The following is a 13545-nucleotide window of genomic DNA, read 5'->3' as shown; positions in this document are numbered from 1 at the left end:
AGGTAGTTAGATTTTTACCATAGGCATTTACATTAATGCTTAACCAAATATTTATTGCACACTGATAAACAAACCTATTTCGAAATCATCATGAAATTAATAAAACACCTAATGCTAAGCATCAGCTTTGTCATGTTAAGTTTTTTGGCCATTGCTCAATCTTCTATTAAAACCGTGTGGTTAGATGAGTTAGACTTAAGCAGTGCTACCCAGGGATATGGAACCCCCAGAAAAAACAAAACAGTTGATGGCAGAACAATGAGTATAGCAGGCAAAACCTTCGAAAGAGGTTTCGGAAGCCATGCAACCAGCCTGTTAACGGTTATTCTAGATGGAAAAGCAAAATCCTTTTCTGCCATGGTGGGCATTGATGATGAAGTGAAAGGACAACAACCAGCAGCCGAATTTGTGGTTATGGGCGACGGTAAGCAACTTTGGAACAGTGGTATAATGAAAGTAGGAGAGGAAGCTAAATCATGTCAGGTTAACCTGGAAGGGATAAACAAATTAGAACTTATGGTTACAGATGGAGGTAATGGCGATTATTACGATCATGTAAACTGGGCAGATGCTAAGTTTGAGGCGATAGGGGTAAACACCTTCAAAACGTATAATCCAATTTCTTCTACCCCTTATATACTAACCCCAAAACCAGCAGCTTTTCCCAAATTTACCGGAGCAAAAGTATTTGGTGTGCGGCCCGGATCCCCGTTCCAGCATCGGGTTACGGCAACCGGCGAAAGACCTTTGACTTTTACCGCTTTGAATTTGCCTAAAGGATTGAAAATTGACAACAAAACTGGTCTGATTACCGGTAAAATTCCTCAAGCGGGAACCTATCTGGTTACCTTAAAGGCGAAAAATGCCAGGGGTACGGCCGAACGAAGATTCAAAATAGTATGTGGCGATCGCATTGCCTTAACGCCTCCAATGGGCTGGAACAGCTGGAACTGTTTTGCCCATGAGGTATCTGCAGATAAAATAAAACGTGCTGCTGATGCTATGGTAAAGAGTGGGTTGATTAATCACGGCTGGACTTACATCAACATTGACGACTTTTGGCAAAACAGCCGCGATTCAAAAGACCCTGATTTACAGGGTAGATTCCGCGATGAGGCAGGAAATATCGTAACCAACAAAAGATTTCCGGACATGAAAGGTCTTGCTGATTATGTACATCATCTGGGGTTGAAAATCGGTTTGTATTCTAGTCCCGGACCATGGACTTGCGGAGGCTGTGCCGGTAGTTACGGTTATGAAAAAAACGATGCCAAAAGCTATGCTAAATGGGGTTTTGATTACCTAAAGTATGACTGGTGCAGCTATGGTAACGTAATTGATGGTTTGCCGGATAATGACCCTTATAAAGTTTCATCACTATCTTATAAAGGTGGCGAAAAATTAAATACCGCTGTAAAACCATTTCAAATGATGGGAGATTATTTACGTGCGCAGCCGAGGGATATTGTTTTTAGTTTATGCCAGTACGGCATGTCTGATGTTTGGAAATGGGGCGATTCGGTACATGGAAGTGCCTGGAGAACGACTAACGATATTACCGACACCTGGTCTAGCGTAAAAAGTATCGCGCTGGCACAAGATCAGGCGGCCCCTTACGCCAAACCAGGCAACTGGAACGATCCTGATATGCTGGTAGTGGGCCAGGTTGGTTGGGGAAATCCTCACCCAAGCAAGTTAAAGCCAGATGAACAATATTTACACATCAGCTTATGGAGCATGTTTTCAGCACCTTTATTGATAGGATGTGATATGGAAAAACTGGATGATTTCACCCTAAACCTGCTTACCAATGACGAGGTAATTGAGATTAATCAGGATCCGCTTGGGAAACAGGGCGTTTGTTTGCAAACTATTGGCGATTTAAGGATTTACGTTAAAGAGCTGGAAGACGGAGGAAAGGCTGTTGGTTTCTGCAATTTCGGAACAGAGCCTGTAGATATGGATTATGCAGATTTTAAAAAATTGGGGTTAAAAGGTCGTTTTAGCGTAAGAGATCTATGGAGACAGCAGCAAATAGCTACAGGAGATGCTAACACCTCAAAAATAAAGCTAAAAGTGCCGGCACATGGGGTATTATTGTACAAGTTCTCAGCTTTAAAATAAAATCTGGCGCTCTATCAGATGCCAAACGTAATTAAAACAATTTCTCATTTTGTTTGGCATCTGCTTACACTAAAAATTAACTCCATTTATGAGTTGTTATTGGTGCTGCTGCGGTTGCGATCTTGCCTGTAATCGCCGTTTCTTAAGGAAATAAGATTTTAGATGGCATATTTATTGTTTATGTCAGGAATCTAAACTAATTGATATGAACAGATTAGCGATAGTAGCCATTGGAATGATGTTGTTCTCAGCCTGTGGAGAACGAGCCAGCAAATCGGAACAGAAAGGTAAGCAAGATACAGCAAATGTTGGAGCTGATCAGGACGGGCATGGATGTATAGGCTCAGCCGGGTATACCTGGAGCAAATTGAAAAATGACTGTATACAAATTTTCAATGTTGGATTTCGATTAAATCCTGTAGCCGTTGAAAAGGACAGGGAGGTAATCAGCGCTTTTGTGCTGATGAGTGATGACCAGGCTAAAGTAGAGTTGTTTCTGCCAGATGATGATCAGCACTCCGTACTTTTAAATAAAACCGGAGATTTGATTTATGGAAACGGTACTTACCGTTATGATGCGAAGAAATCAATTCTCTACCTTAAAGATCAGGTAGTCTATAAAGGCAATGTGGAATAGCAACGTTAAAGTATCAGCCTTTGATAAACACCACCCAACGTGGTTTCAAGTGGCTATACTGTGACTGCTATTTTGTTAAAGATAAAAAATACGCCTTAAAACTCATCCGTAAAAGTTCATTGAGTCTGGATTTAAGTAAATAAACTTAGATGATATTTACGATTATGCATAAGGTAAAGTTGAGCATAAATTATAAATGCTTATTGTGTGGATAATCACTAAATCATCAACTGGCTTTTAACACGTGAAGTGCTGAATAAATAATGAGCACGTTGTTTCTGGGAGTTAAACTCGCCAAAAAAGAAATCCTGCTCTTAAATTCCTTTTTTACAAAGGAGTTGTATCTTTGATTATCAACAGTCAAACTTGAATCCTGAACTTTCGGATACTGCCCTTTGGTCCCGCTTACTTAATGGCGAGGAAGATGCCCTGGATCAAATCTATAAGGTGCATTTTCAGTCATTATACCAATATGGAATGCGCATGCTCCATCAGGAAGATGAGGTGAAAGATTGCCTGCACAACCTTTTCATTAAACTTTGGGAAAACCGAAAAACACTCAATCCAACAACGCAGATCCGCTATTATCTGCTCGCTGCCCTTCGTAATACCATCGTTAACCACCGGACAAAGGAATCGAAATACGAGAAAGTGGAAGCAAGCGACGAATATCTTTTTGATTTGAACTTTACCCTTGAATCTGCCTATATCCGCAAAGAAGAAATAAACCAAAAGGCTGTACAACTGGCAGCAGCCATGAATCAGCTAACACCCAGGCAAAAAGAAATTATTTACCTCAAATATTTTGAAGAACTGGATTATAGCCAGATTGCAGAAATTATGGATCTGACTACCAAGGGTACCTACAAACTTAGTGCAAGGGCATTAGATGCCTTGCGCGAGATTATGAAAGTAGATAAGACCTCATTGGTATTGTTATTACTGGAATTAAACAAGCTCCATAAATGGCATATCTAAGTGAAGTAAGCAACTGGTCTTTATTTATAGTGCTGCCAAGCCATTTTTTAACAATGGAAAATATTTTTAAAATAATTTAATTTCCATGGGGTAATTTCCTTTTCTTTCTTGTTTGTATAATCGTATGGCCATCATTGGTCACACTGTTTTATGACCAAACACAACTATACTACCTTTACAACAAGCGATTTTTTAGAAGATCCCGATTTTCTGCGTTATGTAAAATATCAGCTGCCAGAAGATAGGCTTTTCTGGGAAAACTGGCAGAAGGCACAACCGCAAAACCTTGCTGCATTTTCGGATGCGGAATTGCAGCTGCGAATAATGCTCAGTCCAAAGCCTTTTAAAACTTCTCTCCATTTAGAAGAAAACCTGTTAGCAGCCATTCATCAGTCTATCGCAAAGGGACACAGAAAAATAAAAATCAGCAGGCAAAAATACTTTTGGGCAGGAGGGCTGGCCGCCAGCTTAATATTGGCATTATTTATCGGCTGGTTCCTGAATTCTACCGTGAGTATTCATACGGCTTTTGGCGAACAAAAAAAGATTGCGCTGCCAGATGGTTCTGAGGTGATTTTAAATGCCAACTCTACCTTGAGTTATCCACGGGCTTATGCCTGGAAAGAAAACAGGGTAGTTAAACTGGAGGGTGAAGCCTATTTCAAAGTCAAACACCTCAATCATAACGCCGCTCATATCAAAGCCGGCGAATTATTTAAAGCAGAAACCAGGACTATAGAAGTGCAGGTTTTAGGTACCACATTTAATATAAAGGAAAGACGCGGTATGGCTCATGTTGCCCTGGTTGAAGGTAGTGTGCGGGTACGGGCTGTAAAAACCGGACAGCATTACCAGATGTATCCTGGCAATGTGGTACAGGTAAATAGTCGCAACGGTTTGTTAACGGTAGAAAAGCGAGGTTCGCTACAGCAATCAGCCTGGACAGATGGTCGTTTAATCGTTAACCAAACCACGGTTAACGAAATCCTGCGAAATTTCGAAGATGTGTATGGCTATCAGGTAATTCTGGATGATCCGGCACTTGGCCAGAAAAAGATTGATGGCAGCATTTCGATCAAAAGCGAAGAGGGCTTGCTCTTTACCCTGAGCCATATTTTAAATGTAAATATCCAAAAACAAGGCAAGGTTATTTATCTCAAACGCAGATAAATGCCGGCCCATATTATCAACAAACAACCAAACTAATCAAACATGAACAAAAACTTTACCAGACCCCTTTATTTTCTACTGGTGGTATTGCTGGCTTTTGGTGCTGCATTCCATGCGGCTGCGCAAAATCAGCAAATCAGCCTGCAACAGGCACTTGATGCCATTTCGAAAAAATACAAAACCAAGTTTGCTTACGAACACAGTATTGTACAGGGAAAAACAGCCTCTATTGCAAGTTTGAAGGCCAAATCGGTAGATGAAGCGCTGAAAAATGTATTATATCCTAACAATTTATTATTCCTTTATGTAAGCGAGGGAAATTATACCATTGTGAGCCGAGACGCAAAAGGCCTTGGCATAAACGCCCAGACTAACCTGCCTGAGGGAAGCGCAAGCAACAACAGCAGTAACGAATTTTACATCTCTGGGCAGGTTACCGATGAAAATAGTAATCCGTTGCCTGGCGTTACCATCAAATCTAACGGATCTAACCGGGCAGTTACTACCGACGGAAACGGAAAGTATTCGATTTTTGTACCAAATACGACTACGTCTGTTAGTTTTTCGTATCTGGGATACCAAACCAGTAACTTACCGGTAACGACCAATACCAACAACTTGAATGCCTCTTTAACCCCGGCGGCCAGCAATCAATTGCAGGACGTTAACATCGTTTCCAATGGTTACCAGGTATTGCCTAAAGAGCGTTCAACCGGAGCAGCATCCGAGGTAACGGCAGAAGACCTGAAAAAAATCCCAACCCCTAACGTGGTACAGCGTTTAGAATCACTGGTGCCTGGATTAAAGGTTACCTTAAACTCTGACAACATGTTTACTTATGGAAATACACAGCAAGGTATCAATTCGTCAACCCGCGCATTAGGTAGGTCTGATTACAACATGGAAATCAGGGGCAATAATACCCTGAGGGGAGAAAGCTTCCCGTTAGTGGTAGTAGATGGTGCCATTATGGAATTAGATTTAGCTACTATCAACCCAAATGATATTGCCAATATTTCTTTTTTGAAAGATGCTGCGGCAGCTTCTATATGGGGAACACGCGCAGCAAATGGGGTAATTGTAATTACCACTAAAAAAGGTAAAACCGCGCAGGCACCAACCATAAGTTTCTCTATGACGGCTGCCATAGCCAATCGTCCGAATTTGGGTTACCTTAAAATGATGAATGCTGCACAGACAATTGCTTATGAGCAAGACTTAGTGGCCAAAAATTTAATTTTTGCACCAAGTGCAACCTCGGCTTTAAGTGGCCCTGTTGCTGAAGCAACCGACCTGACTTTTAAATTAAAAGCCGGAACCATTACTCAAGCCGCCTATGATTCGGCCATCAGTCGCCTGAGTACCAGAGATAACCGTTCGCAAATAGATGATTACCTGTTGCGTCCTTCAAATAACCAGCAATACAACCTTTCGGTGAGTGGCGGAGGTAAGAGCAGCGATTATTTCTATTCTGCTTCTTACAGTAAAGAAAACCCTTATACTAAAGGGACTGAAGGCCAGCGTTTAACTTTAGCAATGAACAATAATTTCAAATTGTTTAAAGTAGCCACATTATCTGCAAATTTCAGGGCCTCTTTCTTTAAATATAAAACCGGTGCGGTAAGCCTCACTAACCTGTTATCGCCATCAGCCAGCACCTTTATGCCCTATAGTCAATTTGTAGATGAAAACGGCAACCGTGTCGCTTATTCTACCGCTTATTATTCTGGCTGGGTAGATAACCTGCAAAACCAGGGTTTCCTGAACTGGAAATACAACGTGCTTGATGAGATGGATAACGTAGACAATTCACAAAACGAAAACAATTATAATTTCAACCTGAACCTGAATGTTCCCATCTTTAAAGGTTTATCTGCAAATGCCCTTTTTTCCAATGAAAGAAGCTTTGGTTACACTAAAAACTATTATAACGAATCAACTTTTTATTACCGCAACTTAGTAAACACCTACACCCCGATACCTACTTCAGGCAGAGCGGTAAACAGCATCGGACTGGCCCCTGGTAGCGGTATTTTAAACAATATGAATGGTAGTAATAACAACTATACCTTAAGGGGGCAGTTAAATTACGACCGTACTTTTGGTAGTGATCACCAATTAACCATGATTGCCGGTTCCGAGATCCGCCAAACGAAAGCAGGGCAGGGAACAAGTGTGCTTTATGGTTACAATACCGGAAACGGGATTTCCAGAGCGGTAAATTTCTTTACACCTTATGCCACCGTTCAAGGTTTCAATCAGGGCTTGACGGGTAATCCAACACAACAGGATAAGGTAAGAAGATACCTTTCTTACTACAGTAACGCCGCCTATACCTATAAAGGGAAATATACCCTTTCAGGAAGTGTGCGTTATGATGATTACAATAACTTTGGGGTAGATCGTAAATTCCGTGCTACGCCGCTTTGGTCTTCCGGTTTAAAATGGGATGCCAAAAAAGAATCCTTTCTTAAAAATGAAAATTGGCTAAGCAGCTTGAGTTTGCGGGCAACTTATGGTGTAAATGGAAATATCTCCACAAACACTTATCCTTTTACCTGGATCAGTTTGGGTTCTGGCGATTTGGCTACCGGTTTACCGAATGCCAGTATTATAGCACCTGCCAATCCGGAGTTAAGATGGGAGAAAACAAATGTGGCCAACTTGGGAATTGATTTTGCTATATTGGATAACCGTTTGTCGGGTTCGGTAGACGTGTACAGCAAAAGGGGTAAAGATCTGTTTTACGAGTTCCCGATTAACGGAACTTATGGTTTTACCAGTATTTTTAGGAACACCGCTTCTTTATCGGGGCATGGTATGGAGTTCAACCTGAACGGAACGATGATCCGCGAAAAGGATTATGAGTGGAATGCCGGGCTAAATTTTGCCTATAATACAAACGAGATTACAGATACCCGTTTTATTGTCAATTCTTCTTTTCTTTCCAACCCGGCTTTCGGCGGGGTGCCGTTAGATGGTTATGCAACGGATAAAATATTTGTATTCCGCAATGCTGGATTAGATGCCAACGGATTAACACAGGTATACGACCAGAATGGAAACAAGGTTGCTGCCAATCAGAATGTAACCTCTATTGATGCCTTAGCTTATGCGGGCCGTAAAACCCCACCATATTTTGGTAGTTTTAATACCTCATTCCGGTACAAAGCATTTACTTTGATGGCGGTAGCTACTTACCAATTTGGCAACGTTTTCATGCGTCCAACCATTTCTGCCTATCCTTCCTCAAGAACCGGTACAAAGTATGATCTTCATGAAGATATTACAAAACGCTGGACCAAAGCAGGAGATGAAGCCTTTACCAATGTACCGGGTGCAGCAGGTGCTTTAGCACCAACCAGTTTATTGCGCTATCAGCAATCAGACATCAACGTATTAAAGGGTGATTATATCCGTTTGCGTGAGTTATCACTAAGTTACCAGATTCCGGTAGAAAAATTAAAATTTATGAGGGCTGCCAATGTAGGCTTCTCGGTTAGAAATCTAGGGTTAATTTGGAAGGCCAACAAAGAAGGCCTTGATCCTGATTTTGCAGGCAGTTTAAATGCCTCTACATTGGGACTTCCTTCACCGGTATCTTATAACTTATCCCTTAATGTGAACTTTTAACCAAAAAACGATAATGAATCCAAAATATAAAATCCTTACTTTTCTTTTAGCTACTGCCACATTGGCCGGATGTAAGAAGTTTGTTGATATTAAAACCCAGGGACAGCTGGTACCCAACCAAACCATCAATTACCGTTATCTGTTAAACAATACTTCCAATTTTGAAACGGTAGCTAACCTGTCTGATTTCGCTTCTTCGGATATCAATCTTAATGATGCGGCGCAACAAACAGCACTTTCAGGATCGCTGAATTACAATTATCTTGTAGCCAGCTATACCTGGCAGCCGGTGATCTATCCTTTAGGATCAAATATTGAACAAGATCCAAACTGGATCCGTCTGTACAATAATGTTTTGAACTGTAATACCATCATTAACGAATTGCCCGGCAGTGACGGCGCCCAGGCAGATAAAGATGCTTTAACTGCTGAGGCACTGGTACACCGTGCAGATACCTACCTGAACCTGGTAAATACCTATGCTAAACCCTACAATGCCGCAACGGCCGGAACCGATCTGGGTGTACCCTTAATCCTGGTACAAACCCTGAGTCAGAAGCTAAACCGTGCCTCCGTACAAGAGGTGTATAACCAGATCATTAGTGACCTTGCTAAAGCACTTCCGGCGCTTCCAGAAACGCAAGCCTATAATACCCTTCCTTCAAAAGCTTCCGCCTATGGCGAGCTGGCCCGTTGTTACCTGATGATGAACGATTATGCAAATGCTGGCAAATATGCAGATGAAGCCCTTAAATTGAGAAGTACCCTGAACGATTTGTCAACGATCACAACCGTGACCAGTACAAATTATCCTAGAAGAATCACAGATCCTGAAATTCTGTTATCCAAAGTACCGGTTAACAGTTCTTTAAACTTTTTTCCTACGGTATTAAAACCTAGTGACGAGTGGTTCAATTTACTAGGCACTAAAGATCAGCGTTACGCTTTATTTACCACGCCTGCAGCAACGATATCCTCCAGCTTGACCGGCAGGGTTTATACCAAAGAACGTGCCATAGGAGAGACCCGCAATGAAGGTCCTTCTGTGCCGGAGATGATGCTGATCCGTGCTGAAGCTTATGCACGTGCCAATGATGCGACGAATGCAATGATCTGGGTAAACAACCTTCGGATTAAAAGATTTAAAACCGCAGATTATACACCTTTGACGGCCACTGATGCCAATGATGCCCTAAACAAGGTGATTGACGAGCGCCGCCGTGAATTTTTTGGTATTTCGCTTCGCTGGTGGGATATGCGCAGGTTAAATAATCAAACGAATTTTCAGCGAACTTACACACGTGTATTTAACGGCACCACGTATTCGCTGGCACCAAACAGTAACCGATATGTATTTCCAATTGCTGAATATTTCCGTTCCTTAAATCCTGAACTGGAACCCAACCCATAATTATTATAATTGATATGAGGATGTAATTTTGAATCTGATTTGTCATGTTGAGCCTGTCGAAACGCCTTATAAAAATTAAAATTGCGTCTTTCGACAAACTACCATTGACAGCATCCAAAAAAAGGCGTCATTGCGGGGAAAAACGACGAAGCAATCTATCATGCTAGAAATTCTTGCTATAAAGATTGCTTCGTCGGCTGGAAAAGCCTTCTCGCAATGACGATTCCTCAAAAAGATTTATTTCCATTAAAACCTACTGTCATTTATATTGATTTTTATAAAATAAATTATCCCTCAGGATGACATTTATACCCATAGTAAAATCTCACTTAATTAAAAAACATGTTAAAAAAAATCCTGTTTCTGCACATTTTACTGGCGTTCTCCCTTGCTGTTTTTGCGCAATCTCCGGCAGCTTTTAAGGTATCTCCTGAAAGGCCTGAAAGTGGTAAGGCTTTAACCATTACTTACGATGCTTCGCAGACCGTATTATCGGGTAAAAAGCAGGTAAGTGCAGTTGTTTACCAGTATATTAATTACAAATGGAAAGCTGCTGACCTAAAATTGGAAAGCGTGCAAAACCTTTGGAAGGCCACCTTTAATGTGCCCGCAGATTGCGGTTTTTTGGGTTTTAAATTCACTTCCGGAGACCAGATTGATAACAATCAGGACCAGGGCTATTTTGTGATGTTATCTGACGCTAAGCGTAAAGGGCTGATTGCTCCGGGTGGCTATGCCGGTTGGGGCATGGCCCGTTCACCAAAATATGGCATGGATATCCCAAATTATATCAAATTTGAAGGCATCAGCGATTCGGCTACCTATCATTGGCTTAACCAGGAAATCAGTTACAATCAGCCATCAAAGTCTATGCTGGCTTACCCCTACGCTTCAGCACTAAAAAACACTTATAAAGATAGTGCAACGCCGCGTTTACAGCGGGTAATGGCTTACTTGAAAAGGCCTGAGGCTAGTGAACTGGACTTGTTCAATGGACGCCGGATAGCACAATATCTTTTAAATGATAAAAATCTGGCTGATTCTATTGAAAAAGTCTGGGCACAACGTTTTCCAAAAGGAAGCCTCGCCCGAATAACTGCCTATAAAAATATTGGACAAAGCCGTGATATAGCTACAATTTTAGCTGCTTCAGAAAAGTTTCTGGAAGATTTCCCCGAATATCTAAGCAGCCCGGAAATAGATGCCCAGAATCGCATCAGTTATGGCATGGTTTATCAAAATATCATGGTGTTTGGTGCCATGCAACATCCGAATGGCAATGAAGTAGCGCATTATGTAGATTCTTTATCGTTCGAAGCGCTGCCAAATGTATATTATAAGCTGATCCAGATTCCTTATGACAAAGGGAATCTCAATCGCTTAAAGGAATATTCTGATCTGCTGGTGAAAAGATTTGAATACTTTAAATCGCATCGGCCTGAAAGTATGGCCTACCTCTCGCCAATAGAATGGCAGAAAGAATATCAGCGGCTTTTTGTACTTAATGTGTCAAGGGTATACGCTGGTTTACTTAATAAGGCTGGTCTTTATGCTCAGGCGCTTCGCATTACACAAGAGGCACAACAAATTCAACATTATAAGCAGGCTGCGATCAATAATGAGCAGGCCATTGCCCTTCAAAAACTGGGTAAAAGTGCTGAACTCGAAAAACTGCTGATCAAAAGCATGTTCGAAAATCAAAGTTCTACTGAAATGACGGCCATGCTTAAAGCTTTATACATCAAACGCAAAAAATCAGCTGCCGGCTTTGAGGCTTATGTAGAATCACTTAAAAATCCTGCAGATCTGCAGAAAAATCAGGAAGAACTAAAAGCCAGGATGATTAAAAAGGAAATGCCTGCATGGAGCATGAAAGATCTGAAAGGAAATACGGTTACCCTGGCCGGGCTTAAGGGAAAAACGGTTGTAATGGACTTTTGGGCCACCTGGTGTGTACCCTGTAAAGCTTCTTTCCCAGGTATGAAACTGGCCGTAGAGAAGTATAAAAACGATCCGGATGTGGTTTTCCTTTTTGTGGATACTGAAGAATATAAAGCCGGCTTCCAGGCAGAAGTAGCTAAATACATCAAAGATAATCAATATCCCTTTAAGGTTTTGTTTGATAACCAGACCGAAGGTGCTAAAACCAATGATGAAGTATTTAGCCGTATAGCCAAAACCTTCAGTATTTCGGGGATTCCGCAAAAGCTGATCATTGATCGAAACGGCTATTTAAGGTTTATTTCCATTGGCTACGGGGGGAGCGCGACTGCCCTGGCCGATGAAATTTCAAGCCTGATTGAACTGACCAAAAGCGCAAACTAATGGAAGAAAAAATCATCTCCTTATTCGTGCTGTTGTTATTTGGTCATTTTACATATGCGCAAAGTTATCGTTCAGAAGACGTACTCTTTAGTTCGGCAAAAGACAGCATCACTTACGGTGGAACCTTAACCATTCCATCGGGCAAGGGTTCATTTACGGCTATAGTAGTAGTTTCCGGTACGGGAAAACAAGATCGTGATGGTACCATGGGTGGGCACAAGATATTCCAGGATATTGCAGATGGGTTATCCAAAAACGGTTATGCCGTACTCCGGCTTGATGATCGGGGGGTTGGTAAAACCACCGGTGTGTACGAAAAGGCCACGACACTCGATTTTGCCAATGACGCCCTTGCTGCGGTAGCCTATCTATGCGGCCGTAAAGAAATTAACGCCAAAAAGATCGGTTTGCTGGGACATAGTGAAGGGGGCATTGCCATCAGCATTGCAGCGTCAAATAGCAAACAAGTCGCTTTTTTGATTAGTATTGCCGGGCTGGCTTCCAACGGACTGGATGCTTTGATCAGGCAAAACCGAGATCTGGTTGCAAACGCCCAGCTGCCCGATTACGATAAAGCCCGTTCTAACCAGATCAATGAACTGATGTTTCAAACGGCCTATAAATATGCAGATTCCGCCAATATGGAGGCAAAATTAAATGAAACCTATAACCTGTGGAAGGTAAAAGATGATGCTTATTTCAAAACGTTAAACCAACCTTTTGATCACTTCCGCTTTCCGATTTACAGCTACCTGAAAATGGCTACAAGTTCCTGGTACCGTTTTTTTATTCAATATAATGCGGTAAAAACACTTGCACAGATCAAGGTGCCTGTATTGGCTTTAAATGGTGACCGTGACCTCATGGTGGCCGGAAAGGAAAACCTGCAGCACTGGAAGGAATATACGCGGCAGGGTGGAAATAGCGATGTAGAAACGATGCTGATTCCCAATTTAAATCATTTGTTTTTACCCTGTGTTACCTGTAACCAGGCTGAAATTCCTAAGATTAAAGCCGGCTTTTCAGATGTAGCCATGAAGCTTATGATTAATTGGTTAAAGAAAAGATTTTAGATGATGACAGGGTGGCGATTTACCAGTTCAGCAAGGTAATCATGATCTATACTGAACTGGTTAATCCTGGTCAAAACACCATCTTAAGCAGAGGTTGACCCGATAAAAATTTGCTGTTTGAATTGTTGGTGAAAATCTGGCACTTCGATTTTATGTAAGATGAGCTAAATAATGCAGATTTCTTTTTGAATAAT

Annotated in this window: 8 protein-coding genes; all 8 read left to right on the top strand. The window is 41.6% G+C overall.

The window, feature by feature from the left end:
- Positions 1-54: 54 nt before the first annotated feature.
- Complete coding sequence (locus BM107_RS03530) at positions 55-2124, top strand: NPCBM/NEW2 domain-containing protein (protein ID WP_244278716.1); 2070 nt, start codon at positions 55-57, stop codon at positions 2122-2124.
- A gap of 205 nt (positions 2125-2329) precedes the next feature.
- On the top strand, positions 2330-2761 hold the full coding sequence (locus BM107_RS03525) for a hypothetical protein (RefSeq protein ID WP_090980340.1): 432 nt from the start codon (positions 2330-2332) through the stop codon (positions 2759-2761).
- Between the two features lie 366 nt (positions 2762-3127).
- Positions 3128-3739: an RNA polymerase sigma factor gene (locus BM107_RS03520; RefSeq protein ID WP_159435188.1), complete on the top strand. Its 612-nt coding sequence runs from the start codon at positions 3128-3130 to the stop codon at positions 3737-3739.
- Positions 3740-3889: 150 nt separating this feature from the next.
- Complete coding sequence (locus BM107_RS03515; protein ID WP_090980336.1) at positions 3890-4909, top strand: FecR family protein; 1020 nt, start codon at positions 3890-3892, stop codon at positions 4907-4909.
- Positions 4910-4951: 42 nt separating this feature from the next.
- On the top strand, positions 4952-8542 hold the full coding sequence (locus BM107_RS03510; protein ID WP_090980333.1) for a SusC/RagA family TonB-linked outer membrane protein: 3591 nt from the start codon (positions 4952-4954) through the stop codon (positions 8540-8542).
- A gap of 13 nt (positions 8543-8555) precedes the next feature.
- Entirely contained in the window at positions 8556-9953 is a 1398-nt protein-coding gene (locus tag BM107_RS03505) for a RagB/SusD family nutrient uptake outer membrane protein (RefSeq protein ID WP_090980331.1), read from the top strand.
- 342 nt (positions 9954-10295) lie between these two features.
- Positions 10296-12278 carry a TlpA family protein disulfide reductase gene (locus tag BM107_RS03500; protein ID WP_090980329.1) on the top strand — a complete coding sequence of 661 codons (1983 nt, stop codon included), beginning with the start codon at positions 10296-10298 and terminating at the stop codon, positions 12276-12278.
- Complete coding sequence (locus BM107_RS03495) at positions 12278-13351, top strand: alpha/beta hydrolase family protein (protein ID WP_090980327.1); 1074 nt, start codon at positions 12278-12280, stop codon at positions 13349-13351. The genes BM107_RS03500 and BM107_RS03495 overlap by 1 nt, the downstream gene beginning before the upstream one ends.
- Positions 13352-13545 lie beyond the last annotated feature (194 nt).

Origin of the sequence: Pedobacter suwonensis (genome assembly GCF_900111825.1) — a bacterium.
Classification (GTDB): domain Bacteria; phylum Bacteroidota; class Bacteroidia; order Sphingobacteriales; family Sphingobacteriaceae; genus Pedobacter; species Pedobacter suwonensis.
This window is presented reverse-complemented; position numbering and strand designations above follow the sequence as displayed.

Bases quoted from the DNA above. Each gene is read 5' to 3' on its own strand.
- BM107_RS03505 (WP_090980331.1), top strand. From the start codon at position 8,556: ATGAATCCAAAATATAAAATCCTTACTTTTCTTTTAGCTACTGCCACA.
- BM107_RS03500 (WP_090980329.1), top strand. From the start codon at position 10,296: ATGTTAAAAAAAATCCTGTTTCTGCACATTTTACTGGCGTTCTCCCTT.
- BM107_RS03515 (WP_090980336.1), top strand. From the start codon at position 3,890: ATGACCAAACACAACTATACTACCTTTACAACAAGCGATTTTTTAGAA.
- BM107_RS03510 (WP_090980333.1), top strand. From the start codon at position 4,952: ATGAACAAAAACTTTACCAGACCCCTTTATTTTCTACTGGTGGTATTG.
- BM107_RS03495 (WP_090980327.1), top strand. From the start codon at position 12,278: ATGGAAGAAAAAATCATCTCCTTATTCGTGCTGTTGTTATTTGGTCAT.
- BM107_RS03525 (WP_090980340.1), top strand. From the start codon at position 2,330: ATGAACAGATTAGCGATAGTAGCCATTGGAATGATGTTGTTCTCAGCC.